Source organism: Paenibacillus sp. RU5M (assembly GCF_900221055.1).
Lineage (GTDB): Bacteria > Bacillota > Bacilli > Paenibacillales > Paenibacillaceae > Paenibacillus > Paenibacillus marchantiae.
Map to the genome: position 1 here is coordinate 544,857 of NZ_OBQM01000001.1, position 25,769 is coordinate 570,625.

At 43.1% G+C, this 25,769-nt stretch carries 24 protein-coding genes; 19 read left to right on the forward strand and 5 right to left on the reverse strand.

Features of this window, described 5'->3' with window-relative positions; translation table 11 throughout:
- Positions 1 to 340 precede the first annotated feature (340 nt).
- The 9 genes from CRO25_RS02640 to CRO25_RS02680 all read left to right on the forward strand — a co-directional run bounded on the left by CRO25_RS02640 (position 341) and on the right by CRO25_RS02680 (position 9,938).
- Positions 341 to 1,669, forward strand: a complete 1,329-nt coding sequence (locus tag CRO25_RS02640; RefSeq protein WP_218670769.1) for an ABC transporter substrate-binding protein — start codon at positions 341 to 343, stop codon at positions 1,667 to 1,669.
- A 69-nt stretch (positions 1,670 to 1,738) separates the two neighbouring features.
- A complete protein-coding gene (locus CRO25_RS02645; protein ID WP_079694002.1) occupies positions 1,739 to 2,605 on the forward strand; it encodes a carbohydrate ABC transporter permease in 867 nt (288 codons plus the stop codon).
- A gap of 10 nt (positions 2,606 to 2,615) precedes the next feature.
- Entirely contained in the window at positions 2,616 to 3,440 is an 825-nt protein-coding gene (locus tag CRO25_RS02650) for a carbohydrate ABC transporter permease (protein ID WP_079694001.1), read from the forward strand.
- 44 nt (positions 3,441 to 3,484) lie between these two features.
- Complete coding sequence (locus tag CRO25_RS02655) at positions 3,485 to 4,564, forward strand: Gfo/Idh/MocA family protein (RefSeq protein WP_079694000.1); 1,080 nt, start codon at positions 3,485 to 3,487, stop codon at positions 4,562 to 4,564.
- Positions 4,565 to 4,641: 77 nt separating this feature from the next.
- Positions 4,642 to 5,814: a Gfo/Idh/MocA family protein gene (locus CRO25_RS02660; RefSeq protein ID WP_079693999.1), complete on the forward strand. Its 1,173-nt coding sequence runs from the start codon at positions 4,642 to 4,644 to the stop codon at positions 5,812 to 5,814.
- Positions 5,815 to 5,933: 119 nt separating this feature from the next.
- Positions 5,934 to 7,175, forward strand: a complete 1,242-nt coding sequence (locus tag CRO25_RS02665) for an MFS transporter (RefSeq protein WP_079693998.1) — start codon at positions 5,934 to 5,936, stop codon at positions 7,173 to 7,175.
- Between the two features lie 345 nt (positions 7,176 to 7,520).
- Positions 7,521 to 8,822, forward strand: coding sequence for a hypothetical protein (locus CRO25_RS02670; RefSeq protein WP_079693997.1), 1,302 nt, complete (start codon positions 7,521 to 7,523; stop codon positions 8,820 to 8,822).
- A 38-nt stretch (positions 8,823 to 8,860) separates the two neighbouring features.
- Positions 8,861 to 9,310 carry a hypothetical protein gene (locus CRO25_RS02675; protein WP_256863561.1) on the forward strand — a complete coding sequence of 150 codons (450 nt, stop codon included), beginning with the start codon at positions 8,861 to 8,863 and terminating at the stop codon, positions 9,308 to 9,310.
- 16 nt (positions 9,311 to 9,326) lie between these two features.
- Complete coding sequence (locus CRO25_RS02680) at positions 9,327 to 9,938, forward strand: SMI1/KNR4 family protein (RefSeq protein ID WP_079693996.1); 612 nt, start codon at positions 9,327 to 9,329, stop codon at positions 9,936 to 9,938.
- Positions 9,939 to 10,042: 104 nt separating this feature from the next.
- Here the strand turns inward: CRO25_RS02680 and CRO25_RS02685 are convergent, their stop codons facing one another.
- Positions 10,043 to 10,318 carry a hypothetical protein gene (locus CRO25_RS02685; protein ID WP_097115711.1) on the reverse strand — a complete coding sequence of 92 codons (276 nt, stop codon included), beginning with the start codon at positions 10,316 to 10,318 and terminating at the stop codon, positions 10,043 to 10,045.
- A gap of 221 nt (positions 10,319 to 10,539) precedes the next feature.
- Between CRO25_RS02685 and CRO25_RS02690 the strand changes: the two genes are divergently transcribed.
- A complete protein-coding gene (locus tag CRO25_RS02690; RefSeq protein ID WP_063563142.1) occupies positions 10,540 to 11,244 on the forward strand; it encodes a cupin domain-containing protein in 705 nt (234 codons plus the stop codon).
- A 124-nt stretch (positions 11,245 to 11,368) separates the two neighbouring features.
- On the opposite strand, the gene CRO25_RS02695 is transcribed toward CRO25_RS02690, so the two are convergent.
- Positions 11,369 to 12,415, reverse strand: coding sequence for an aromatic ring-hydroxylating dioxygenase subunit alpha (locus tag CRO25_RS02695; RefSeq protein WP_079693994.1), 1,047 nt, complete (start codon positions 12,413 to 12,415; stop codon positions 11,369 to 11,371).
- Positions 12,416 to 12,773: 358 nt separating this feature from the next.
- Between CRO25_RS02695 and CRO25_RS02700 the strand changes: the two genes are divergently transcribed.
- Complete coding sequence (locus CRO25_RS02700) at positions 12,774 to 13,220, forward strand: carboxymuconolactone decarboxylase family protein (protein ID WP_079693993.1); 447 nt, start codon at positions 12,774 to 12,776, stop codon at positions 13,218 to 13,220.
- A gap of 37 nt (positions 13,221 to 13,257) precedes the next feature.
- Entirely contained in the window at positions 13,258 to 14,184 is a 927-nt protein-coding gene (locus CRO25_RS02705) for a sigma-70 family RNA polymerase sigma factor (RefSeq protein WP_079693992.1), read from the forward strand.
- A gap of 145 nt (positions 14,185 to 14,329) precedes the next feature.
- Here the strand turns inward: CRO25_RS02705 and CRO25_RS02710 are convergent, their stop codons facing one another.
- Together CRO25_RS02710 and CRO25_RS02715 are read right to left on the reverse strand one after the other, a co-directional pair.
- Positions 14,330 to 15,286: a hypothetical protein gene (locus CRO25_RS02710; RefSeq protein ID WP_079693991.1), complete on the reverse strand. Its 957-nt coding sequence runs from the start codon at positions 15,284 to 15,286 to the stop codon at positions 14,330 to 14,332.
- Positions 15,287 to 15,502: 216 nt separating this feature from the next.
- The gene (locus tag CRO25_RS02715) at positions 15,503 to 16,147 is read right to left on the reverse strand and encodes a spore coat protein (protein WP_079694283.1); all 645 of its coding nucleotides are present in this window, start codon (positions 16,145 to 16,147) and stop codon (positions 15,503 to 15,505) included.
- Between the two features lie 131 nt (positions 16,148 to 16,278).
- Here CRO25_RS02715 and CRO25_RS02720 point away from each other — a divergent pair, with 131 nt between their 5' ends.
- Together CRO25_RS02720 and CRO25_RS02725 are read left to right on the forward strand one after the other, a co-directional pair.
- Positions 16,279 to 16,812, forward strand: coding sequence for a hypothetical protein (locus CRO25_RS02720; protein WP_079693990.1), 534 nt, complete (start codon positions 16,279 to 16,281; stop codon positions 16,810 to 16,812).
- Between the two features lie 34 nt (positions 16,813 to 16,846).
- A complete protein-coding gene (locus CRO25_RS02725; protein WP_079693989.1) occupies positions 16,847 to 17,578 on the forward strand; it encodes a DUF1361 domain-containing protein in 732 nt (243 codons plus the stop codon).
- A 117-nt stretch (positions 17,579 to 17,695) separates the two neighbouring features.
- Here CRO25_RS02725 and CRO25_RS02730 read toward each other — a convergent pair whose 3' ends face one another.
- Entirely contained in the window at positions 17,696 to 18,670 is a 975-nt protein-coding gene (locus CRO25_RS02730; protein ID WP_079693988.1) for a serine hydrolase, read from the reverse strand.
- A 322-nt stretch (positions 18,671 to 18,992) separates the two neighbouring features.
- On the opposite strand from CRO25_RS02730, the gene CRO25_RS02735 reads away from it, so the two are divergent.
- From CRO25_RS02735 to CRO25_RS02755, 5 genes are all read left to right on the forward strand, one after another.
- Positions 18,993 to 21,329 (forward strand): ABC transporter permease, encoded by a 2,337-nt coding sequence (locus tag CRO25_RS02735; RefSeq protein WP_079693987.1) that lies wholly within the window; start codon positions 18,993 to 18,995, stop codon positions 21,327 to 21,329.
- A gap of 10 nt (positions 21,330 to 21,339) precedes the next feature.
- Positions 21,340 to 22,104 carry an ABC transporter ATP-binding protein gene (locus CRO25_RS02740; protein WP_079693986.1) on the forward strand — a complete coding sequence of 255 codons (765 nt, stop codon included), beginning with the start codon at positions 21,340 to 21,342 and terminating at the stop codon, positions 22,102 to 22,104.
- 28 nt (positions 22,105 to 22,132) lie between these two features.
- Positions 22,133 to 23,458, forward strand: a complete 1,326-nt coding sequence (locus tag CRO25_RS02745; RefSeq protein ID WP_079693985.1) for an MFS transporter — start codon at positions 22,133 to 22,135, stop codon at positions 23,456 to 23,458.
- Between the two features lie 358 nt (positions 23,459 to 23,816).
- Positions 23,817 to 24,602, forward strand: a complete 786-nt coding sequence (locus tag CRO25_RS02750; RefSeq protein ID WP_079693984.1) for a hypothetical protein — start codon at positions 23,817 to 23,819, stop codon at positions 24,600 to 24,602.
- A 27-nt stretch (positions 24,603 to 24,629) separates the two neighbouring features.
- Positions 24,630 to 25,703, forward strand: coding sequence for an ankyrin repeat domain-containing protein (locus CRO25_RS02755; protein ID WP_079693983.1), 1,074 nt, complete (start codon positions 24,630 to 24,632; stop codon positions 25,701 to 25,703).
- Positions 25,704 to 25,769 lie beyond the last annotated feature (66 nt).

Here is a 25,769-nt window from a genome sequence, read left to right on the forward strand (position 1 = left end):
CCTATACAAAAAAGGTACACTGAATCCATTATTGAAAGCGATTTCAAATCAATGGATTTTATTTTAAAGCCATTGTAATAACGTTTACATTAAATTCAATAATTCAATCATTAACAATCCTTTAATTCACACGGATAATGCCATGTAAGCCTGTCTATATGTTGTCGGTTCGCATATCTAGTGAATCAGATTAGAATCAGGAAAAGTCTTAACGTTTACATTATAAAATATATTTTACTTAGACTGGAGGTGAACATATGAAGTAATGGAATGAATTGCGGCTTGTCGTTCAATGTCAATCAAATATGTTTTGTACAAATTCACTTTAGGGGGACTGAGAATGGTTAAGAAAAGTTTCAGTGTATTGATGACAACCGCTCTTGTTGTATTGCTTGCAGCTTGCTCAAGTTCGAACGGAAGTGAGTCTAAGGCGGATTACTCTGCTTCCAAAGCTGGAACAGGCACGGCCACTACGAAGCCTGTCGAGATAACATTCTGGGATATGGTCTGGGGACCAACCGGCTATGCTGATACGGGTAAGAAGCTTGTTGAGAAATTTAATAGTGAAAATCCGAATATTAAAGTGACGTATCAATCGACACCTTGGTCAAACTGGTATCAAACTTTCGCGAACGCGATTGCTGTTGGATCTCCACCGGATATTAGCACGGGCGCTGGCTATCAGGCATTTCAGTTTATGGATTCCAATGAGATTCTTCCGATTGACGATGTCATTGAGGACTTGAAGAAAGCGGGCAAGTTGGATGATTATGCTCCAGGAAGCGTAGAAGCTCTAAAATATAATGGTCACTATGTTGCGCTCCCTTGGATGATCGATATTCGAGTACCCTGGTATCGGAAAGACATCTTCGAGAAATTCGGTATTACTAACCTGCCGAAAACTTGGGATGAATTAAGAGTAGCCTTGAAGAAAGTATCCGGAAACGGTAACTATGGTCTTTCGTTGCCTGGAAATGATTCAACCGGTATCCAGGGGATGTTCACTCTCATGCTAAATAATGGTGGAAGCTTGTTCACGGCAGATAAAAAAGTGGATATGATGAACGATCGGAATGTTGAAGCCAATCAATTCATATCAGATTTGGTTAAAGACGGGTCCATCAATCCCGCAATGGTAGGAATGAAAGAAGCAGATGCGATCAAAGAGTTTGGTACCGGTCATGCTGCAGTATATATTGCTACCTCAGGCTTCTCGGATAACTTCCCTGATCTCAAAGATGAGCTGGGAGTTCTCGAGCCTCTTGCCGGACCGCATGGCGATAAGCAGACGCTGGGCTGGATCAACAATATTATGATCTACAAGCAAAGCAAGCATCCTAATGAAGCGAAGATTTTCCTTAAGTGGTGGTCCGAGAACAACAAGACTTTGTGGACGGAAGGGAATGCGGGCGGCTTCCCGGCAAAGACATCTTCCACAAAAGACCCATATTGGAACAATAATGCCAACCTTAAAATGATTACAGAAAAATATTTGCCGATCATGAAAATTACAGGGAGTAAGTACACAAGCGGATTCTCGGAGCTTAACCAAATTGAGGGGGATGGCTCGATGAGCCAATTGGTTCAGAAGATCATTAGCGGCAGACCGATCAAAGAATCCATGCAAGAAACGACAACGAAGATTAAAGAAATAATGAAGGAAAAGTAATCACAACAGGAAGCAGGCGGGGATGTCACATGGACATTCATTACGTGCCTCAAGAAAGTAGGTTACGATATGAATAACGAACAAGGAGTTAAGTGGTTACAAATTCGATTCTTGTTCCCAGCGATACTGTTTATTGTGTTGGTTAATATCTATCCATTTATCTCCGGTATTTTGTATAGTTTTAAAGATGGGACTCTATTAAAACCGGGATCGTTTATTGGATTTACTAATTATCTTAAAGTACTGAAAATGGATGAACTGTGGCACGCGTTTTCCTTTAGTTTCTGGTTTACGCTCTTCTCAGTTATCGGAAGTTATGTTATAGGGCTATTCTTGGCACTGCTTCTTAATCTCAATATCCTGGGAAAAGGAATTTTTCGTGTAGCTTTGCTCATTCCCTGGGTGCTTTCCTCCGTCGTATCCATGGTAGGGTGGCGGTGGATGATTGGCAGCCAGTCAAGTATCGTAAATACTTTCCTTCAATCCTTGGGTATAGAGCCCATCTTATTTCTAAGCGATGAAAAGTGGGCTGTATTTTCCGTCGTTATGGTTAAGATTTGGAGAAGTTACCCGTTCATGATGGTATCTTTGCTAGCCGCTTTACAAACGATCAGTCACGATTTGTATGAGGCTGCAAGCATTGATGGTGCCGGGAAATGGCGTTCATTCTTAAGCATTACGCTTCCGCAACTGAAAACTGTAAGCTTCGTATGTTGGATTTTGATGAGTATTTGGAGCTTCAACGATTTCGACGTTCTTTATTTGTTAACCGGTGGGGGACCGATTGACGCTTCGCAAAATTTGATCCTTATGAGCTACAAATACGCCTTTGTCAAGGATTCGGTCGGTATAGGAGCTGTACTTGCCATTTTTAGCTTGATTGTCTTAATGGCCCTTGCCTTCATCTTATTAAGAGTTCAGAAAAAAGGCGAATAGGGGGATTTATATGACCAAAAGATTTACGTACAGTCTTGTTTTTCTAATTCTCATCCTCGCTTCCCTTGTTGCTAATCTTCCTATCATTACGATGGTTTTGAATTCATTCAAATCCAACTCGGAAATTATGATTTCGAACAAATTGCTTCCAGTACATTGGACGCTAGATAATTATCAATTCGTGAATGAGAAATCCGCCTTCTGGCAGCAGTTCGGCAACAGTGTATATGTAACCGCCATTTCCTTAGTGTTAACAATCATCATCGGAGCCTTGGCCGGTTATGCTATATCCCGATTCCGCACATTTATTTCCGGAACATTTTCCGTTCTGCTTCTGCTGCTTCAGATGTTCCCGATCATATTGGTGCTGTTACCATTGTTTATCACCTTTCGGTCTTTGCATCTGAACAATACGCTGACATCAGTCATCATCATTCAATCAGCTGCAAATTTACCATTCTCGGTACTGATGTTCAAAGGTTTTTTCGACACCATTCCTAAAGAAATTGAAGAAGCCGCCTGGATGGACGGCTGCAGCCGTTGGATCACCTTCTCCAAAATTGTGTTGCCTATTTCAGGCCCCGGCATTGCTGCAGTATCCATTTTCTCCATCCTATTCTCTTGGAACGACTATTTAATCGTAAATACGTTCGTCAAAAAAGAAAGTCTGATGACGGTACCAGTAGGTTTGCAGCTGTTTATGCAGCAAAACTCCACTGAATGGGGAAGCTTAACCGCTGCCGCCTCCTTGTCGACACTGCCGGTGCTTATCTTCTTATTTTTCGTCCAGAAATACATGGCATATGGTTCCGCAGCAGGTTCCGTAAAAGGCTAAAAACATAAACATAGAAGAATTAAACTTAAAGGAGAGTATCAATCATGGAACAGAAAATTTTAAATGTTGGTATTATCGGTCTTGGAGAAGTTGCACAGGTTATCCATCTCCCCGTACTAGAATCACTTCCCCATCAATACCGGATTGCGGCTTTATGCGATATCTCCCCTAAGCTTGTCACGTATCTAGGAGAAAAGTATAGAGTGAGGAATCTGTATACGGATGCTGCGCAGCTAGTAAAGCAGGCTGATCTGGATGTCGTATTCGTTCTGAACAGCGATGAGTATCATGCAGAGTGTGCGATCGCAGCAGCTAACAACAACAAGCATGTATTGATTGAAAAACCAATGTGCCTTACCGAAGCGGAAGCGGATGCCATTATTGAAGCGCAAAACAAAAACAACGTAAAGGTATTGGTCGGCTACATGAGACGTTACTCGGCATCCTTCCTGGAGGCAGCGAAGCAAATCGGGGGCATTGGCAAAATTCAATATGCGAGAGTCAGGGATATCATCGGTCCGAACGGATATTTTGTGAAGCCAACAAGCCATGTTGTATCTTTTGACGATATCCCAGAGGTATTGAAAGCTGATAAACTGGATCGAGCAGAACGATTAGTAAAAGAAGCGACTGGGCTAGATGCCAGATCCCCTTATTTCAGTTTATATCGTTTTCTTTGTGGTCTATCTAGTCATGATCTGTCTTTGATGCGGGAAACCCTTGGGATGCCAAGAGGCGTCGTCGGGGCAAAAATGACGAACAACGGAAACCTTTTTCTCAGCGCTATCCTGGATTACGAGCAATTCGCTGTCACTTTCGAAACCGGTATTGACGGGCAAGGACGCTTCGATGCCCACTTGGAAGTGTATGCAGACAGTAAATCCGTTAGAGTTCAATACGATACACCTTATATTCGGCATTTGCCCGTAAAAATATTTGTGAACGAAACTGTAGGTGAAACGTATACGGAATCTGTGATCAGACCTACTTTAACAGATCCGTATACGTTAGAGCTTCAATATCTATACGATGTAATCACTAAAGACTTAACACCGAAAACAACACCAGAAGACTACAAGGAAGACTTGGCTATTTTCAAAATGATTATCGATGCATTAAAGTAATATTTATGACAGGGAGAAAAGTCTAAACGTTTACATTGATAGATAAAAGTCGAGAAAAGGGAATGGGGGCAATTCGAATGGAGAAAATAAAAGTAGGGATCATAGGCACCGGCTTTATAGGCCCTTCACATATCGAAGCGATCCGAAGACTTGGCTTTGTCGATGTGGTAGCGCTATCTGAAACAGATCAGAGCAGCGCGGAGAAGAAAGCCGCCTTGCTAAACATCCCTAAAGCTTATGGAGATTATAAGGATATGCTTCGGGATGAGGAGATACGTGTGGTACATAATTGTACGCCGAATCATCTTCATTATCAAATAAATAAGGATATCATTTTTGCTGGTAAGCATGTTCTTTCCGAAAAGCCATTGGCGGTATCTAGTGTAGAATCGGCAGAACTGCTGAACTTAGTTAAAGAACGTGGAATCGTACACGGCGTCAATTTTAACTACAGACAATTCCCTATTCTTAGGCAATTAGCGTCTATGGTTGAGCACAAGGAACTAGGGAGGATAAATCTCATTCACGGTAGCTACCTGCAGGATTGGCTGCTCTTCGAAACGGATTACAATTGGAGGTTGGCTCCTGAAGTAGGCGGTAAGTCTAGGGCGGTAGCGGATATTGGGTCCCATTGGTGTGATACGGTCCAATATGTGACAGGGAAGAAAATCGTAGAAGTATTTGGTGATTTAGCAACGATCATACCCGTCAGGAAGAAAGCAAAGCAGCACTTGGCAACCTATGAGAACCAGACACAAGAAGCTGGAGCATATGAAGATATTCCGATCCAGACGGAAGATTATGCCTCAGTCCTCATTAGGTTTGATGACGGCAGCAAAGGGGTCTTTACGGTCTCTCAGGTAAGTGCCGGCCGGAAAAATCGATTAAGCTTTGAACTGAATGGCAGCAAAAAGTCGGTTCATTGGAACCAGGAAGAGCCAGAAAAGTTATGGATAGGCCATCGAGATCACGCGAACGAAGTACTCTTGGCAGATCCCTCGCTATTTGCACCGGAAGCTCGCTCCTCGATTCATTACCCCGGAGGTCATAACGAAGGCTGGCCGGATGCACTTAAAAACATGATGCTCAATTTCTATTCTTATATTCGTGATGGGAAGGACCCGTCGAGGGATAAGGCTAATTTTTCCACATTTGAAGAAGGACATTTATCGATGTGTATTACTGACGCAATCCTAGAAAGTAACGAAACAGGAGCATGGGTAAATGTAAATAATGAGAAAAATTTATGAACATATAATTACTGCTTCAACCCAGTGACATAGTGAAATATAGAGAGAGCGGCGGCCAGAAGCATGGTCGCCTAATTCATGACGGACGATTATCAAATTGATTTCTTAAGGAGACTTGTATGGCGCATTTACTAAACAGCCGACAAATTCATTTATGGCGTATCGCCATCTATTTCTTTTTTGCTCTGTCTGGATTCGCTTTTGCATCATGGATATCGCGAACACCCACAATCCGGGATACTTTGGGCGCTTCAACGACCGAGATGGGCTGGATTATTTTCGGGCTGGCAGCAGGTTCCATACTCGGGCTGCTTAGCGCAAGCCATCTTATTGCCCGCTATGGAGGGCGCTTTGTCATGGTAACAGGATTGACAGTCGGTGCCATTGGACTTGGAACTGTGGGTATAGGCGGCTCATGGCTTTCGGAAGGGATCATTGTGTTTTTGGGATTGGCAATATTCGGTTTCGGGATTGGAATATGCGATGTAGCAATGAATGTGGAGGGTACGGCAGTCGAGCATGCAGCCAAAAAATCGCTCTTGACTGGATTTCATGCTGCGTTTAGCGTAGGCTCTTTTTTAGGCGCTATTACCGGATCACTTGCGATCAAAAGCGATATTCCTGTCCTTCTTCATCTGGCGTTTGTCGCAATCGTCGTCGTCGTGTCGGTTGTTTATTTGTATCGTATAGTGCCTGTTGGAACAGGGCGGGATAACATGGCCGATATTGACGAACCGCCCTTGACTACAAGGGAGCGCATGGCTGTATGGAAAGAGCCGCGAACAATCCTTATCGGTATCGTTGTTTTGGGAATGGCATTTGCGGAAGGATCTGCGAACGACTGGCTTCCGATCGTTATAGTGGATGGCTATAATGTCACGCCGGCCACAGGATCGTTTGCATATGGTCTGTTTGTAGCCGCTATGACGATTGGTCGTGCAGTAGGCGATAGGTTACTTGACCGATTCGGAAGAGTTGTTGTCCTGCGTGCATCCGCGCTGTTTGCAATCATAGGATTACTCATTGTAATATCGGGAAAAAGCTATGCGATTGCTGCCATCGGCGTTGTATTATGGGGACTTGGTGCGGCATTTGGATTTCCAGTGGGTCTGTCAGCGGCAGGAGACGATCCCCGTGGAGTCGCTGCCAGGGTGGGGGCTGTTACAACGGTCGGTTACTTTGCTTTCCTTGTAGGTCCGCCTATTTTGGGAGTTATAGGGGAATCTGTGGGGTTGCTTCGCGCCTTAATTGTCGTGCTTATCGGGGTAACTGTTGCTGGTTTGTTATCGTATGCCGCGAAACCAATTGGACCAAGAGCAGAGGAAGCAAAAAAAGGTGTGGACCTTAAGATGGATCTATAAAAGTAGCGCTGTGTGTACTATCGGTAAACAACAGGTTTGGCCGAACAATAGAGCTTGAAAAAGGACCTTCGCTATCATTAAACCCTGCAATTACGGCATTACTAAATGAGCGTAATCGATTAATCGGTGAGTTGGTCATCGTCCTCGACGATTATCTTGTCATTGAAAGTCCTGATTCAACATTAAATGATCTATCTATGCAAGTCTCAGTGATATGGCGATACCAACGGCTCGGTTTCTGGAAAAGGTGAACTAAATCAAATCATGATGCAGGACGATCTGGATCAATTTTTGCTGGCAAATCATTGTACAGTCATCAATAGAGGCGGAGTGGAGGAATAACAATTGAATTGGTTGAAAGAAAATATTGCAGAAACGTGGCGAAGTGAAGGCAAACGATATGCAAGAGATGTTAATGCGTTTGTGCGCAGAAGCATGGCAGGAGAGCAAGTGAACGAATCGGAGCTGGAGGTGGATGGTAGAGTCTCGATTAGTACTGAAGTGTGGAATATGGTGAAGCAAGCCAATCTTCAAGGGGATTTGGAACGGCTTCGGCTTGAGCTGCCTGCTGCAACATGGCCATTGAATGAACATTTTCAATCTTCCATGCAGGCCGTTCGGGTGGTTGGTTATCTGAACGCAGAAACAATTGTATTCTCAACCGCCACCTTCACGGAGAATGGCTGTGTATATACGGCTGATCAAGATGGATGGTTGCCTTTCTCTCAATATACCTTCGCAGGTTGTTCGCCAAATGGTGGTGACTTTGCGCTGGCCGGATCAGAAGGTATTCGTATCATCAGACAACTAGATCGCCATCTGGAAGGACAAGAGCTTGCGGTGTATCGCTGGGAAGATATCCAATCCAGTATCCAGAAGGCTTTGCCACGCATCGAATCCCTTGCTGACTGTGAGGATCCGGAACGCACACTTGAAGGACTCATTCCATTCAATGATGGGAAATCCGTTCTTATCTTCTCCAATTATGGAATCTACCTGGTAGAGCAAGACAAGGTATCCCTGCTGCACCCAGATCCTGCAGAGATCGAAGAATACGAGTTGGAAGATACGCAGATTGATATGGGTCATGCAGCAGTCTCACGTGACGGTCGCTGGATTGCCTACGGCAGCCAGGTCAGTAACCATATGGTTCTGGATCGCAAACAGAATAAGACATATTCGCTTTATCCTGAATCCAGCTATCCTCACTATGCGGTATTCACCGCAGACAGTTTGAAGGTATGGTTTAATGCATGTCACTTTTATAACGGTGCTACAATACAAGTTCAGCTGGAAACGATCGATGGGAATGAAAGTAAGGAAGATTGGCCTGTAATGGATGAGAATGCCCGTGTATACGCTGCAGTGGAATTGGATGCAGGCATGGTGCTTGGTGACGCATACGGATATTTATATTGTGTGAATGGTGATGGGCAGGAAGTGTGGAGACACTTTGTAGGCAGCACCATCTACTCCTTGGCGACCTCTCCTGACCAGTCCAAGCTTGCAGTCGGTACGTTCGGGGGCATGCTGCATATTCTTGATCTGAGCTCTGATCAGATGGATGAGTATGGCATAGGCACAGGCACCCTCCGTGAAATTGAGCGCTACGTGTTATGGCGTGGAGAAGAACCTTTACGTTGGTAAACACCAATGTTTGAAGATTAAGATTGGATAAAGTAAGGATGGGTAAAGTGGAGGTTGAAATGAAGCGTGAAGAAGCAGTAATTTTGTTGAAATGTCATGCCTTTGCCTACGATGATCTGAATCATTCGACAATGGAAACCGGTTTTCTTGGTAGCTTGCGCCCCGTTCGCGGTAACCTGAATGAAGAAAATTTTCATGAACTCATGGAAATCTTGCATGTTTTGGCTCCTGAACTAAAACAATCTACGCTGGATCGTGAAATTATGGCTTCACTATGGGGAATTACCCACCTTGGACGTGCATGGGCCGTCGAACCTGAAGGAATGTTGCAGAGTAATAAATTGATCTCAAATGAACAGATTGCATTGATGGAACGGTGGCTGGATCTGTTTTCCTACGCTGTTATGGTTCTGATCGAAGACGGAGGGGAAGAAGAGGCGTTCTGGGGATATCAGGAATATGTGCGGGAACGAGTAGAGAAGAGTTGAAAAGGGAGGGATGTGTATGACACCTGAGGCTAATGCAAAATGGAATGATTTGTTTGAAGAGTTGAATGAGCTCCTGAACGAAAAAATCAAAGATGATGAAATTCGGCAGTTATACGAGGAATACCAGCATCGGGAGGGTGCTTCTGAGCACAGTCTAACCGCATTTGAAACGGAGCATGGCGTCCGGCTGCCGGAGGATTTCCGTTCCTTCTATAAGCGTAAAGACGGCAGTGGTTATGCATTTCATATCTTGTATCCGGGTGATGCGGAGGCAGAGGAATGTAATCCGTTTTATCTGATGTCTTTGAAGGAAATTCGGGAAACCAAACAATACTTCTGTGAAGTAGATGAGAAGTTGGACGAGTATTATTCCGCGGCAGAGATCAGCAAACTGGACCCGGAGATTAAGCCCTACTTATTCCATAAAGAGTGGATTCCTTTTGCAACGATGGCGGGAGGCTCGCTGTATTTGATGCTTGATTTTGATCCGACAGAGAAAGGAACCTACGGGCAAGTGATTATGTATGTGCATGATCCGGACTTTGTTTATTATGTGTCTGAGACATTTACAGACTTGCTGGAAGTGTCCAACCGTAATCTGAAGATTATGGATGAGATTGAGTATTGAGCAGGTAGAATCTGTTCAACAGAAGGGCATCATTGGATATTTTAAAAGAAAGTTGAACAAGGACAGGAGCTGCCGATAGCAGCTCCTGCATTGCTATTTTACCATTAGAAACGATGGCCGTGGAAACCTCCGCCAGGTCCTCCGCCATGTGGTCCGCCCGGATAGCCGCCTCCAGGGAATGGACCGTGCGGACCACCCGGGTAACCGCCATGCCATCCTGGGCCTCCGATATGTCCGATGGGAAAGGGCAGCGGAAAAGGTACGATGGGTGGATAGGGATATGGATAAGGGTAGGGGTATGGATAGGGTGGCGGTGGATAATAAGGGTAAGGATAACCCGCAGTTGGCGGGATAGGAACTGAACCAGGTCCGTATGCCATGATGCATGCCTCCAGTGTTTGATTGATGATATTAGCCTATGCTGCGATGCAATGGAGTGACACAGAGGGCTTAATAGAACGTGGTATGGGTGAAGGGGGATATGATTTGGTAGCTGTGTCGTAACCCTACCTCAGAAATGGGCTCACGCATAGAAGCCCAGAGCATAAGCTGGCGTTATAGGTTATCACCTAAACCGAGAGCGAAGGGCAGGCGTTTTATTTTGGCAACCTCTTATATGGACTTCACCTCACCTACCACCCAATTTACAGCTGACGTGAACCAGAATTCTTTCTTCCAAAAAGACGGAAATAACTATATTAATGTTCTCTCCATTCAGCAATTAAACACATTGGGTAACGTATCCTTGCTGGACATTTTTCTTAGCACGGGCAATGTGGTTGATCCTCATATTCATCAGAATGCATCCGAGCTGGTGTATTGTATCAGTGGTTCAGCGGTCGTTTCCCTTATTAACCCGTTTACCAAAGAGTTGTTGAATTTTACGATCACACCGGGTCAAGTAGCGAATGTTCCGCAAGGCTGGTGGCACTATGAAATTGCAACGGTAGATCAGACTCATCTGCTGGCTATCTTCGATGCCCCGGTTCCTGAAGCCATATTTGGTTCGGATATTTTACGACTGACACCTGCGAGTGTTCTGGCCCATACGTATTGTCTGGATGAGAACAAGGTGAAGGAAACGCTTGCTCCAATTCAAAAAACGGTAATCGTTGGTCCGCCAGTGGACTGTGTTACTCAAGTTTCCCCGAGCACCAACATGCCTAACTCGAATAGCCATCCCAACGTGCAGCCTTATGTGAATCGACTTCCATATTGGGGAACATGGGTTGATCCTCGCATTATTCACGAACCAGGCTGTCCGTATTATACAGAACCTCCCGTGAACACGAATAATCAAGGGTAAGTGAACGATATAAGGCATTTAAATGGGGTAAAACCCAGTACATTGTCACGAGTGAAAGTGTAGCAATTATACAAAAAAGAAGCGTTCGTGGAAACGCTTCTTTTTTTGTCCATTTGTTTTCAATTTATGATGTGTAATTCCGTCCCAAACCAAGCTCTGTCAATAACTGACGATAAGCGATAGAGGTACGGTCTGCGGGAATGTGCGCTTCTGCATGGAGATCCAGTGGCAAATCCTCTGGCTTCTGTGATTCCACCATTTCCCGATCTTCCTCAAATACTTGCAAGTTAAACTTAATTGTATCTTCAATCGGAGCATCCTTGTCAAAGTTACGGGTAATCGGACAGAACAACCGCGTAAAATGTGTTGAGATGGGAGAGGCACAGTTCAGAATGTTCAACTTATCGTTCTCCGGGAAGTGAACCGTAAGTGATGCGGCGAATGGTGGAAATACGCGGAATTCACGCAGCCACTGAAAACCTTCGGGTGCTACATTATCCTGACCTTTGCCATAGTTGCTGACAGAACTCCAGTATTCGGCAAGCAGTTCATTGCCTTCGCGTTTTACTTTGTATTGGGGCACTTCGGTGTTGTTCCGGTCGCCGAACGTCTCGGTATGCACGTAGGCAAAATGGGATACATCCAGAAATCCTTCCATCTGACGTCCTGCTGAACCTGCGATATCAAAGTTCGGGGGCAGGATATTAATATAATCTGGATCATCCCATCCCGGGAATGCGGGAATCTGCTCGTCGGTACCGGCGAGTGAAGTCCAGATCAGGCCATAACGTTCAACCGCAGGATATACGATAAGTTTCAGTTTGGGAGAGATTTTGGAGCTAGGGTGTGCAGGTACGGCGGTACATTTGCCCTCACAGTTGTAACGGAAACCATGATATGGGCAGACAATTTCCCCATTTTCTACCCAACCTTTACTAAGCGGTGCACCACGGTGAAAACAAAGATCTTTAGCAACTACGACCTTGTCGTTGCTGCGATACAGGACCAAACGGACATCAAGCAATTGAGCGGCAAGTGGCTTATCTGTCACTTCGCTTGCCTGAGCAATCGGATACCAATATTGAGATAATACATGCCAGTCTTCAGCGGAGAACGTGCAGCCGCGAGGCAGTTCAGATGTAAGTTGAGGATTGGAATTGGAAGTTATCATGGAAGTCACTCCTTGCTAGGATATGAATCGTTCATTTGTTTATGTCAGGAAAGTTTACTTTGTAGCCGTATGTTACTACTCTTTTGTTTCGTGTATCAATATGTATAATGATTATTTGTTCAAAATCACAAACAAAACATCAAACAGCTAACATAAATACGGAAAACCCTGTTTATACATAACGCTTTACGTGAACTATATTCATGTCGGTTATGCTCCACGCAGATTAATTACTTCATTGTTAATCGAGCTATATTCTGTGCCTGAATATGCTGAAGAAATTTTTTATAGAATAATGTCACAGATGTGAGCCTTGGTTTGTCTTAAGGTTGTAGACCAAAATACGGAGGCGAATGCAATGAGTTTAAGAGTGAATTATAGAGTGGCTAATCAGGGTGCTTTCAAAGCAATGATGGCATTGGAGCAGCACATTTCAGGTCAGTTTGAAGACAAACCGTTATATGAGCTACTGAAAATCCGTGTATCCCAAATCAATGGTTGTGCGTTCTGTCTTGATATGCATGCTAAAGATCTGTTGAAGCTTGGAGATTATGCCGATCACATTTTGCTGCTGAGCGTGTGGCGCGAGGTGCCTTTGTTTACGGAAAAAGAACGTGTTATGCTGGAGCTGGCTGAAGCCGTAACACTAATTTCGGAACAAGGCGTACCACTTGAATTGTATGAAAAAGTTAGAGAACATTTCAGTGAGGCCGAACTGGTGGATCTGATCATGGCGATCAACACGATTAATAGCTGGAACCGGATTGCCATTACAACAGGGATGTATCCAGGCTGCTTTAATTAAGTAAACATTCGACCATCTGCCAGAGGAGGCCATTCTCATGAAATTCAATTCCCTCACCAATGAGCCAGAAGTGTCTTCTCTGGAAGTTGGTGAATTGTATATTCGTTACAAAGCCTATGCCTTTTCCATTGCTTACCGCATGCTTGGCAGTGTTGTGGAGGCTGAAGATATTGTGCAGGATTGTTTTGCAGAGCTTCAGAGCAAGTCTCTTGATGATATCCGTAATGCCAAGTCCTATATTGCTAAACTAATCGTAAACCGGAGTCTGAATCTGCTAAACTCTGCCCGCAATCAAAGGGAAAGTTATGTTGGAGAATGGCTTCCCGAGCCGATGAGTGACGGTAAAATGGGTAACATTCCGGAAGAAACCGTGCAGCAGAAGGAGATGATTTCCTACGCTTATCTGGTTATGCTGGAACAGCTTTCCCCAATAGAGCGTGCCGTTTTTGTACTTCGTGAGGCTTTTCAGTATGAATATACGGAAATAGCGGATTGGCTGGGCAAATCAGAGAGCAACTGCCGTCAGATCTTTAGCCGGGCCAGACGCAAGCTTCCCGATAGACTTCCGGCGTTGGAACAGAGTTCTGCAGATTATGCTGCAAAAGAGCAATTGTTGGCTCGTTTTACAACGGCTTTTCTGAATTATGATGTCTCCGAGATGCTGGAGCTGCTTGCTGAACAACCGATATTTACGGCAGATGGCGGTGGACGTGTGCATACGGTCATGAGAACGTTGAGGGTTCGTAAGGGTGTACTTGCCTTGTTGACCTCTCGCCGGGTGCTTACCCGATTGCGAAAACGCGAGTGGGTGCCCACATTTATCAACGGAGAACAACACCTTGTGTTACTGGAAAACGGACAGTTGTCCGAAGTTCTGTGTTTGGAACTGGACTCTCTTGGAGAGCGAATTGAGGGGTTCTATCTCGTTGTGAATCCAGACAAACTTACATCGGTATCGAGATAATACTATTCTGGAATGGAATAAGAAGGGTACAAGGCATGTTAAAGCGGCACATCCTGTAAAGAGGAGTGCCGCTTCTTTTTAGCTTTGAGATTGTACCTGATTTTATTGTGAACTAACAACATCCACTTTGGACTGGTTATATTTATTAATCATTGGCAAACAGGCTTTCAACATGGTCAGTGATTTCTTTGATTTCTGGGGTAAGTTCGTCATTACTCTTATCGAGTAGATGCAAAATCTTCTCCACTGTATCCAGAAGTACACTCTTCGTGTTAGTCTCCCTATTTGCCACAGCCTTTTCATATGCTTTTTTCACTTCTGGATCGATAGTACGAATTTCTTCTTCCGTGTACCAGTCATAGGCGGGAGAATTATCACTTCCATAAAACAGGTAACCAACGTAAAGTGAATTCTTAACTGCTGACGTACGATTAGAGCTTGGGAAGTTGTTCAGGAAAGCTTCCTTCTCTAGAGTACGCCGGATGAGTTCATCCCAGGTTATGATAAAGGCCGCATCGGAAGTTGTGGGCTGGTTGGATTCCGCAGCCATAATATCAATGTAAGCAACAATGTCAGGTTTCACGTAGGGCTGAAACTTTTTGGACATCTCATAATTGATGATGGGATAGTATAGACCTTCACTAGTTTCCAGTTTGAATCCCAGATCGGAAGCTTCCTGCAAGAGCTTGCGAACGGACGGATCTTTAATCACTTTGAGCAGACTGCTATATGTAAGCTTTTGTTCATAACCTATGTTGGAATGGGCTTCATAGAGAACGCTTTGAAACAGTTCCGTATACATTTTTTGATCCAAGTCAGCCAGTCTGATCTTTTGCAAATTCTCCAGTTGAAGGGTCATCAAGGTAGCCTGCCAAGGTCCGACTTCATCGATATGATTCAATAGATATTTACGTGCCTGAACCAGGCTGGGCGTGGATTTCACTGCATTTTTTGAATACATTTGAAATTGATGATATACCGCTTTGGAAGCTGGGACAGGTGCAGCCAATGTAGTTTGGGATGTTATCAGAGTTGCAAAGATGGCCGTAAAGCTTAATGTAATGGCTAGAAAACCAAGTTTAATCAATGGATTCAATCGCATTCAAAAACCTCCCATGTTACATAATGAGTAATTGTGACCACATTCTGATTAAACCAGTTTCTGGTAATCGAATCAAGGTAGAATTTTTTTAAAATAAAATGTGTTATTCAAGACATGCTGCAAACATTAGATGATTCTGGAAATAACAAAGAACAGCATCTTTCAACCTTGAGTGGGTTGTAGATACTGTTCTTTGTTGATTAAGCTTATTTTAAATTAATGGAGAGGTGGTTTATTGTTGATTGGCATCTGAGGTGTGCCGTTTGCTGGAACGTAGGCCTGAAGCATCTGTGTGGTATCATTTGCACTGAGTTGAGGCACTTGATAGTAGGCATGTTGATTTTGATACGTGAAAATTTCGTAAGCCATCTCGATAAACTGTTGAACCTGCGAAGCGATGACCCGGCGTACGGCGCCATTCGTAATTTCAGGTGCAGACATAGCCAGCAAAGAGGCGTGAGACTTGATTAATCCCAGCATATGACCGCTGATGCCTGCATCTTTGACATCCGAAAGGGATTGATTTGGCTTTTTCGGAGCGGACGGCTTGAGGCCATACACAGGTTGCACGATGTTCGGAATCATGTAGGTTGCAGTCTCGTGATGAGGCTTGTGCCCAGTTGAGAAACATTCTGCAGTCAGATTATATTGGGATAACATGAAGTTGTATTGACGATCAAGAATATGAAGAAGTTCAGTATCTTGTACAAACGTCCTGAAGATCATGTATTGATCCAATACGTTGATGGCTCCTGACAGAATTTCATGCATATCGAACATTTCATGCCCGCCATGGTTCAAGTAGGGGGTGAAGTCTGAATTTGTGTTGTTAGCAGGTTGTATTCGGTTTGGAGGCTGCATTGAATTTGGATTCATTGTGAATTTGATTCTCCTTTGGGAAATGGTATGATCCTAGTATGGTCTTCAACAGTGAATTTATGTAATGTGTGCTGGTTATAAGCGAAAATAGAGACAGGTATGGTGGTGGTTGGATGGAAACCGATTGGAGTGTTCCCAAAGCGTTATTCGTTAAACATTATGGGAGCGCTGTTCAGATGCATCGTGGTGGTGTTTATGCAGAATATAAACAATGGGATGTGCCGCAAGAGCTGGAGCAGACATGGATGGAAGAAAGAATAGGTCAGTTAATCTCTGAATTATCCATCATGAATTGGGACGCGGTTGATGAGCTTACGTCGATTTCCAGATATCATGCAAATCCGCTGATTATTGCTGCAGTCACAGCATTCGCATCAAGACAACTGATGAGTGCGGACAGTATGGTGCGTCTAGTGTATGCGGAACGTCTGATTGAGTTGATCAAGCGATATGAATCGATTATTCCGGTGGATAAGCTGCGTGAAGCCTATCAACTGACAATGAACTTGTTGGAGGATGTAGTAACAAAACCGTTGGTGCTTGATCCGGGACATGAACTACAGCAATATGGGTTAAAGGATAAACGTGGACTGAATCTGCGTGTGGAAAAGAACAAGGAAGAGATTATACGTTATTTTCGGAACTGAATGTATTTCATTGGATCAAGTGAGGTAAATATCATTGAGAAAACTGAATTATATCAAAGTATTTATTTTCCTTAGTGTGGTCACAGTGGTGACTCTAGGTTTGTATTACGCAGCTGCGGATTGGCTGGATCAGCGCTATTTTCGCTTCCTTATCTGGAATCTGTTTTTGGGCTGGATTCCTTTTGTGTTTTCATATGTGGCCTATGGCTTTAGCCATGTTAAATGGAAAGGGGCAACATGGTTTGCCGTTGCAAGCGGACTGCTCTGGCTATTGTTCTTCCCGAACTCTTCCTACATTGTAACGGATCTTGTCCACCTGACGGCACGCAGTTCCCGCTATTATGGCGGAGGCAATGGATTGGACTACAAGTACTGGTATGACTTAATTGTGGTTTTGATGTTCGTTTGGGCGGGTTTATTGCTCGGATTTCTTTCGATGTATCAGCTTCAGGAAGTGATCCATCACAAACTGGGACGATGGTTTTCATGGATATTTGTGCTAGCGGGTTGTGCACTGGGGAGTTACGGTGTTCTGCTGGGACGTGTATATCGCTTGAACAGCTGGGATGCGTTAACCAATCGAGAGACGCTGGTTGAACTTATGCATGAGAGTGTAAGTCGTCCATCGCTGGCTTTCTGTATGTTCTTTGGCACGTTTATTCTTACGATCTACGCAACGTTATACTATCTAATTAATACCAGATCTTACCGTGATAGAAAGACGGAGGTCGGAAGTTCAGAGGCTGATCTGCAAGGCTTGCGATAATCTAAAACCTGGCATGTCTGGTTCTAATAAAGCCGAATCAAATAACCCTCAACTATTCGGGAAAACTCCCTAACGGTTGGGGGTTATTTATTGCCCATTAAATGAAAACGAAGAAAGCTACAAGCATTTTAACAGTTCAGGAGCAATCCGTTTGGGGAACACATCCAGTGGAGGTTTTTCCTTTTTTCGTTTGTCATTGGTGAGCACAGCAACGAGTTCCAGAGTCGGGACGATATATACAAATTGACCACCAAATCCACGGGCGTAGTAATAGTGGAGTATGGGGGCGAGCTGTTCTGTAACCTCAGCTTCAGAAGTTTCGTTGGTATAGGCATCTACCCACCAATGCCAAGCGTAACTGCCATGATTGGGTGGTGTAACCGTAATGGCAGGTTTTGTAGAGCGGGTAACAAGATCACTCGAAATCAACGACTGCCCGTTCCACATGCCCTGCTGCAAAAACAGTTGTCCGAATTTCAGTAAATCTTGCGGTAACATCTTTAAACCGAACCCCCCGGTATGTACACCTTGTGGGTCACTTTCCCATTCATACTGTTGAATCCCCAACGGGCCAAATAAGTAACGTTCCGCGAACCCAGCTACGGACATACCTGTACTTTGCATGAGGATGGCAGACAATATCTGTGATACCCCTGAATTGTATTCCATATATGTACCTGGCACATGACTTAAGTGTTGCTCCAACGCAAACTTCACCCAGTAATCCGTACGCGTCATACGCGGAAATGAATTCTGTCCTCCGAATTCCTCCCAGTTGAATCCAGCTGTCATGGTTAATAACTGCTCTAACGTTATTTCAGGTTTGCGGGGGTCAGAGTCTGATACCAGCTCAGGGAAAAAGGTGGAGATCGGCGTGTCAGCCTCAGGCAGCACCCCTTGATCCATAGCAATACAGATGAGCGCGGACAGCACACTTTTGGTACAGGAATTGATTTTGGCAATATGGGTAGCTGCTTCTTGATTACGGTAGTGTTCGTATATGATCTCATCACGCACGCTGACTAAGCAACTGCGCAGATCCAGCGGTGGGATGATTCGATGCAATATGGATGGTATGGATGAAGGATTCATAGTGTCCTTTCTTATTTGGGACTTATCCCATAAAGTGAGTGTTGATTAGAAAAAGGTTTGAATCATTATCTTAGCATATGAATAAATAAGTTCTCAATCCATCCACCTCAGACTTAGGAATTAGTAAGAACTGGACCGCAGACTGATTTAGTTGTTCATATTTATTGATACAATCGGGTCACATAATAAATGGGGTTATTTTACAGAAAAAGAGGAACATGAGCTTTGGTCAGTAGGGTTGGACATATCGGTAAAAGTAATTACATAAAGTGTACCTGATTATTCCAAAGTAGTGTTCCATACAAAGGAGCTAGTGTTATTCATGCTATTACGTATGTTGAGAAATGATCTTTTTAGGAAAAAAGGAATCAACATCGCTCTATTTGTTTTTATTTTACTAGCGGCTTTACTTGTTTCTTCAGGTACACGAATGATTATGGAGTTAACCAATTCAATTCACTATTTATTTACAGAATCCAAGACGCCTCATGTTGTGCAAATGCACGCAGGTAAACTGGATAAAATGAAAGTGAATGAATGGGCACAGGACAATGAGATGGTAGATAAACACCAGATCGTAGAAATGATTAACATTGACGGTTCTCATTTGTTTTTTGGAGCGGAGGCCGAGAAAAACAGCATTATGGATCTTGATTTTGTTGTACAAAATCAGGATTTTGATTTTCTGCTGAATCTGGATAGTGAGATTGTGCGGGTGAATGATGGAGAAATTGCGGTTCCCGTTTATTACTTGCAGCAGAAGAAATTGAGCATTGGTGACCGTATTCATATTAAAGATGATTCTTTCAGCAGAACATACAAGATTGTGGAATTTGTACGTGATGCTCAAATGAATCCATCGATCATTCACTCCAAACGTTTTGTCATCAGTCAGAGTGAATTCCAAACCTTGAAACAAAATACGGGAGAGTCGGAGTATCTGATTGAATTTCGACTTAGAGATTCCAAGATGATTAGCGACTTTACCCAAGCCTATCAAAATACGAGTTTGCCGAACGCTGGTCCTATTGTGAACTACAATCTGTTTCAGATGTTGAATGCGTTGACCGACGGGGTAGTCGCAGCTGTAGTCATTCTGGTCAGTTTGATCTTGATTGTGATCGCTGTACTCTGCATTCGTTTCACCATGCTCGCAACCATTGAAGAAGATTATCGAGAGATTAGCGTCATGAAAGCTATCGGCATATCCGAGCGTGATATTAAGAAACTTTACTTGAGTAAATATGTTGTTATGGCAGGATTGGGCTCTATCGTAGGATTTCTAGCATCACTATGGGTTAACCGTTTGTTCATGTCCAATATGTTGCTCTACATGGGGGCGGCTCCCAAGACATGGTTGCACTACGGCATAACATTGTTTGCAGCTGTCTTAATTTTTGCCATCGTTGTATTTTTCTGCAACCGTGTGCTTCGGCGTTTTAATCACATTTCAGCTGTTGAGGCATTACGTTCGGGCAGTATGGGTGAGACGAAAATAAGTCACAACAGACTAAGCCTGTCCCAAAATCGGTGGTTATCGGTTCCAGTTTTTCTAGGCTTAAAAGAAGTCATCCAACGAATGAAAATGTTCCGTTTGCTGTTGTTTGTGTTTATTATAAGTTCATTTATTATGATCGTACCTATAAATTTCCTCCATACGTTACAAGCTCCTAGTTTCATTTCTTACATGGGTGTAGGTCAAAGCGATATGCGTATTGATCTGAGGCACTCTGAAGATATCGAACAGCGTTACGCTGAATTAATTGATTATGTTCAAAAGGATAAGAATGTACTTCGATACTCACCTCTTGTCACAAGTCAATTCAAAGTGTTGAACAGTGAAGGTAGCTACGATCATTTAAGCGTAGAGACAGGTGACTTTAATGTTTTTCCTTTGTCTTACGTGAATGGCGCGGCACCGAAAAATGAAAATGAAATTGCTTTGTCTGATGCGAACAGTAAAGACATGGAGAAGAAGACGGGAGATACCCTGGTACTGATCGTAAATGGACAGGAGAAAACTATGACTGTGAGTGGTGTATATCAGGATGTGACCAATGGTGGAAAGACTGCCAAAGCACGGCTGCCCTATAACAAGGATCGCGTGCTCTGGTATGTCGTAAGTTTGGATTTGAAAGATGACGGTAGTAAGATTTCAGATAAAATTGCGGAATATGAGCAAGCGTTCTCACCTGCAAAGGTGACCGATTTAAAAGGCTACTTATATCAAACACTCGGAGGAACGATTCATCAGCTTAAGCTGGTTACGGTGTTGGCGCTTGTTGTAGCAGTATTGGTTACGATCTTGATTACATCATTATTCCTGAAAATGCTTGTCGCAAAGGACAGCGGTGATATCGCGATTTTCAGAAGTCTGGGATTTTCCATCTCCACAATTAAATTCAAATATGTATCAATGTCCCTTATTGTTTTGGGTGTTGGCGTCTTTGTAGGAACCGTGCTATCGAATACTGCAGGCGAGTGGTTGATCAGTGCAATAATGGCTTCTTTCGGAGCGTCTCATATGTTTTTTGTCATTGACCCGCTACAGGCGTACGTACTTTGTCCGCTGCTGCTGGCAGCAACGATTATCTGTACCGCTCTAATCAGTATTCAATCCATCAAAGAATCCAGCATTTCCAAAATGATTATCGAATAGGGGGACAACCATGACTATAATCCTGGAAGCCAAAAACGTGAACAAATCGTACAGTACTGGTGAGCGTGAGAAGCATCCTATTTTGAAGGATATTAATTTTCAATTGAAGAAGGGCGAATTTGTCTCGATTATGGGTCCGTCGGGATCAGGAAAATCAACCTTGCTATACAATGTCAGCGGCATGGATCAGGTAAGTAGCGGGAGTGTTTATTTTGCTGGCAAGATAATTTCGGATTTCTCGGAAAAAGAATTGGCACAGCTTCGCTTGAACAAGATGGGATTTATATTTCAGAACATACATCTGTTGAAAAGTCTGAATCTACTCGACAATATCATTCTGTCTGCTTATCTGGCCAAAAAAAGCAGTAGAGATTCCATTAATACACGAGCACTCAATTTGATGAAAAAAATGGGAATTAATGAACTGGCCAACCACAATATCACTCAGGCGTCGGGTGGGCAATTGCAACGGATCGCCATCTGCAGGGCACTGATCAATCAGCCTGATATTCTGTTTGGCGACGAACCCACGGGAGCACTGAATTCACGTTCAACCAATGAAATCATGGATATTCTTGGAGACATTAATGTTTCTGGAACAACGATATTAATTGTTACCCATGACGTCAAAGTGGCAGCTCGATCTGAACGGGTTTTATTCATGATGGACGGCAAACTGATGGCAGATCGTACCATGGGCAAGTTTAACAAACAGCATGACCTTAAAGCGAGAGAGAGTAGCTTAGGTAAATGGCTAACGGATCACGGGTTCTAACACGGTTAATTGGAGAGGGGTATATCCAATGAAACAGATGGAGAACAAGTCATTTGGCAAATTTCTGATGGTATGGTTCGGACAGCTCATATCTACAATGGGGATCGGAATGACGGCATTCTCCCTTGGAGTGTACGCATTTGAGAAAACCCATATGGCGACAGCTGTGGCGCTGATTACACTGTTTACCTTTTTGCCTAATATCTTGTTGCGTCCTATAGGTGGAGTCCTTGCAGATCGTTTTGACCGGCGCATGATGATGGTCATAGGTGATCTTGGTTCTGCCGGTGGTCTCGTTTTTATCTGGATCATGATCCTGATCGGAAATATTGAACTATGGTATCTCTATGTTGGCGTCACTTTCTGTTCCGTGTTCTCGGCTATTCAAAGTCCAGCCTATAAGGCTTCAGCCACCGATTTACTCGATAAAGATCAATATTCAAAGGGCAGCGGCCTGATGCAGCTAGCTGAATCATCCAAGTTTCTATTTTCGCCCATTATAGCGGGAATTCTGCTCAGTATAACAACCATTGAAGTCATTCTGGTCATTAATATGTTGACGTATATGGTTGCCATTCTAGCGGTGCTTGTTATCCGGAAAAGCAATAAAGCAGCGCGAAGCGATGATGAGAGGAAGCCTTGGCTTGTTGAGCTAAACGATGGCTGGATTGAAGTCACGACGAATAAAGGCGTGCTTCTGCTCGTCATTATTATTTCAATCATCACGTTTTATCTTGGATTTCTTGAGACACTCATTGGTCCTATGATCTTATCATTTTCGGATTCAAGGATGCTTGGCACGTTTCTATCTATGAGCGCGATCGGTATGCTGATTAGCAGCCTGTGCATTGGCATGTTCACCAAGAGTAAAAAATATTCAAAAATACTTGTTCTGGGTCTGGTTATGTCCGGAATATCATTCTCCCTCTTGGGATTTTCCACCAATATTTTTATCATTATCTTTGCAGGTTTCCTGTTTTTGGCCTCCCTGCCTTTTGTCAATATGAGTGCAGATGTATTAGTGCGTAATAACATATCCAACGAGAAGCAAGGCAGGGTGTGGGGAATCATCGGCATATTATCGCAATTGGGTTTTATTGTATCCTATAGTCTCGCAGTTTTTTTGGCAGACCGTGTCTTCAACCCGCTTTTGGTGGAAGGTGGAGCACTAGCTTCGACCGTAGGATCATATATCGGCGTTGGTCCGGGAAGAGGCATTGCGTTGTTGTTTATTATTGCAGGAGTATTTGTTATCGCTATTGCAGCCATCACTTCTCAACTTAAATCCATTAAGGGGTTAGAGAAGGGGATTGATATTGTGCCAACAGACCCAACAAATTTAGCGCATGATTGATTGAGTTGGTGTAGTTTAAAGGAGGATGCTTGCCCCGGAATTTTATGTTTCGGGGCTGGTTTGTTTGAAAGGCTTTAGTAGCATATGAAAATATTAAATATATCCTCCCAAATTTCTACAAATCATATACAATATCCAAGAAAGGAGCAAAAGTTTAAAAGGGGGATTTATAATATTACGTTAAATCTTAACCGGAAGGATCTATTGTGCAACGTGTCGTTTAGTATCGAGAGAAAATAAGAAATTTACAGCTAAATAGAAATGTTTTGAATCATAGGACAGCTTAGTTCAGTAGTGTAGTATGGATACAAATGTGTTGAACAAATCAAAAAATATTGTAATAAAGGTGTGGTGTCAAATGCTTCAGGATGTATTAAGTTATTTTCAAGCGAATCCGGGATGGTCCCTGGCTTCGACAGTGGTATGTACAGTCATTATATGGTTATACAAAGAGTTTAAAGTCAATATTGAATCGGATAACAAGAACAAACTGGCTCATATCCAAAAGAAAATGGAGTCGTATACTAAAGTTGAAGCCGCGATAGCTAAAGTGTTATCTCAAGAAAATCATTCAGGAGCAACACAGAGTTTATATGACAAATTTGGAGAATGCAGTTCATATTTCTCAGAGGATATTCGAGAGTTAATAAGGGATTATTATTCTCGGAGAGATACCTCCATCTTGGTAACATTAATGAGTTTTATGAAAATTGAGACCAGAAAGCTAGATAGACAAAAAAATAGAATAGAATCTCAGGATGCCTCAGAAGATTCGTTCGATTCTGTTTTTCGTCTATACAGACCCTTTAAACCTATTCTGATTATTTTCATTATGTTCTTTGTTACTATATGGTTCATTTTACTTGCAACGTTAGAAACTAGTGTATTGAATCAATTCTATTTAGGAACTTTATTTATCACAATTTCGCTTGGTGTTATGTTTTTATTTGCGATTATATCAGTATGGAGTAATGGTGAGTTACATATCAGAGGCAAATTAGATTCTTCTCTCAAAATGAGCATGATTTTATCGCCGCTTTTGACGCTGATAGACTGGAGATTATCTGTTTTATCACTATTTATTCAAGTTGCAGCAGGTATACTAATAGCAAAGAGTATGAAAAAAAGGATTATAGTCGTGTAGATATTAACCAGAGGGAGGTTACACCTTTTGTTCAAAATCGGAAACCAAGGTACGTTTGAAACGTTGCCTGATCACGCCATGGCGATTTACAAGGGAGACGTTATCGCTGTAGAAGAATTCATTAAACAGGGCATGGATCTCGAAAAAGAGATTACGCTCAGCAAATACATAGCATTTACGCCATTGGATATTGCCCTTATTACCAATCAACTTCCAGTGGTCAAGCTTTTGGTGGATAACGGAGTAAACTTGAATGTAAAGGATAATCCAGCGATCCTTAAGGCGGTCAGATATGGCGGGGAAGAAATCATCCGATATCTGCATCAGAAGGGTGCCAAATTGAACGGTTTGAGCAAGGTGAAGTCGAATGCATATGATGAAGCCTATTACGGTAACAAAAAGAATATAGCCGTTGTGAAAGAACTAGGATTGGATATTCGAAAATACGGAGGAAAAACACTGCGAAGAGCAGTGTCAGACCACGATCTGCAAACCATTCAGTACTTGCTGGATGAGGGTGTAGATATTAACTATAATGAACCTGATATGGTGTATCCCTATAAGGCCACACCGCTTACGGTAGCGGCTCGCAACAATAATATGAAGATGGTTAAATTCCTAGTGGAACATGGGGCGGATGTAACCATTCAGGAGAAGGACGGGGAACGAGCATACACGATTGCGATTAGTCAGAAGAACGCAGAAATGGCAGAGTATTTGAAATCTCATGAACCGCAAGAATTTCACAATTTGAGCAATAAATTGCATGTGCTCAAATCGTACAAACTGCCTGATGCATTAATCCGTTTTCTAACGGAAGGTCCCCGCAGAATCGACTTGCCGGACAATCCGTCCGGCGTGGGATACATCGAATTCTTCCATCTGATCGATACCGTAGAAATGAAGCTGGGCAGACAGAAACTGCTGCGCATATCCTCTGACGTGGAGCAGTACTCCCATATTCTGATCGTCTGGAATCCCAGCAAAAAAATGATTGGTTACGCTGATATTGAACATCAGGAGCATGGAAATATATGCACGTTCCCTGAGTTTCTAGCTGACCCGGGTAAGCGGATCACAGAATTCTTCGATCAAATGTAACTAAGTTTGGATAATGCAATTATTAAATATTCAATCATTGATGTATATGTAAATTAACAAGAAAGA

Excerpts from the sequence above, each read along its gene's own strand:
- CRO25_RS02640 (WP_218670769.1), top strand. The coding sequence starts at position 341 with ATGGTTAAGAAAAGTTTCAGTGTATTGATGACAACCGCTCTTGTTGTA.
- CRO25_RS02645 (WP_079694002.1), top strand. The coding sequence starts at position 1,739 with ATGAATAACGAACAAGGAGTTAAGTGGTTACAAATTCGATTCTTGTTC.
- CRO25_RS02650 (WP_079694001.1), top strand. The coding sequence starts at position 2,616 with ATGACCAAAAGATTTACGTACAGTCTTGTTTTTCTAATTCTCATCCTC.
- CRO25_RS02655 (WP_079694000.1), top strand. The coding sequence starts at position 3,485 with ATGGAACAGAAAATTTTAAATGTTGGTATTATCGGTCTTGGAGAAGTT.
- CRO25_RS02660 (WP_079693999.1), top strand. The coding sequence starts at position 4,642 with ATGGAGAAAATAAAAGTAGGGATCATAGGCACCGGCTTTATAGGCCCT.
- CRO25_RS02665 (WP_079693998.1), top strand. The coding sequence starts at position 5,934 with ATGGCGCATTTACTAAACAGCCGACAAATTCATTTATGGCGTATCGCC.
- CRO25_RS02675 (WP_256863561.1), top strand. The coding sequence starts at position 8,861 with ATGGGTAAAGTGGAGGTTGAAATGAAGCGTGAAGAAGCAGTAATTTTG.
- CRO25_RS02680 (WP_079693996.1), top strand. The coding sequence starts at position 9,327 with ATGACACCTGAGGCTAATGCAAAATGGAATGATTTGTTTGAAGAGTTG.
- CRO25_RS02685 (WP_097115711.1), bottom strand. The coding sequence starts at position 10,318 with ATGGCATACGGACCTGGTTCAGTTCCTATCCCGCCAACTGCGGGTTAT.
- CRO25_RS02695 (WP_079693994.1), bottom strand. The coding sequence starts at position 12,415 with ATGATAACTTCCAATTCCAATCCTCAACTTACATCTGAACTGCCTCGC.
- CRO25_RS02700 (WP_079693993.1), top strand. The coding sequence starts at position 12,774 with ATGAGTTTAAGAGTGAATTATAGAGTGGCTAATCAGGGTGCTTTCAAA.
- CRO25_RS02705 (WP_079693992.1), top strand. The coding sequence starts at position 13,258 with ATGAAATTCAATTCCCTCACCAATGAGCCAGAAGTGTCTTCTCTGGAA.
- CRO25_RS02710 (WP_079693991.1), bottom strand. The coding sequence starts at position 15,286 with ATGCGATTGAATCCATTGATTAAACTTGGTTTTCTAGCCATTACATTA.
- CRO25_RS02715 (WP_079694283.1), bottom strand. The coding sequence starts at position 16,147 with ATGCAGCCTCCAAACCGAATACAACCTGCTAACAACACAAATTCAGAC.
- CRO25_RS02720 (WP_079693990.1), top strand. The coding sequence starts at position 16,279 with ATGGAAACCGATTGGAGTGTTCCCAAAGCGTTATTCGTTAAACATTAT.
- CRO25_RS02730 (WP_079693988.1), bottom strand. The coding sequence starts at position 18,670 with ATGAATCCTTCATCCATACCATCCATATTGCATCGAATCATCCCACCG.
- CRO25_RS02735 (WP_079693987.1), top strand. The coding sequence starts at position 18,993 with ATGCTATTACGTATGTTGAGAAATGATCTTTTTAGGAAAAAAGGAATC.
- CRO25_RS02740 (WP_079693986.1), top strand. The coding sequence starts at position 21,340 with ATGACTATAATCCTGGAAGCCAAAAACGTGAACAAATCGTACAGTACT.
- CRO25_RS02745 (WP_079693985.1), top strand. The coding sequence starts at position 22,133 with ATGAAACAGATGGAGAACAAGTCATTTGGCAAATTTCTGATGGTATGG.
- CRO25_RS02750 (WP_079693984.1), top strand. The coding sequence starts at position 23,817 with ATGCTTCAGGATGTATTAAGTTATTTTCAAGCGAATCCGGGATGGTCC.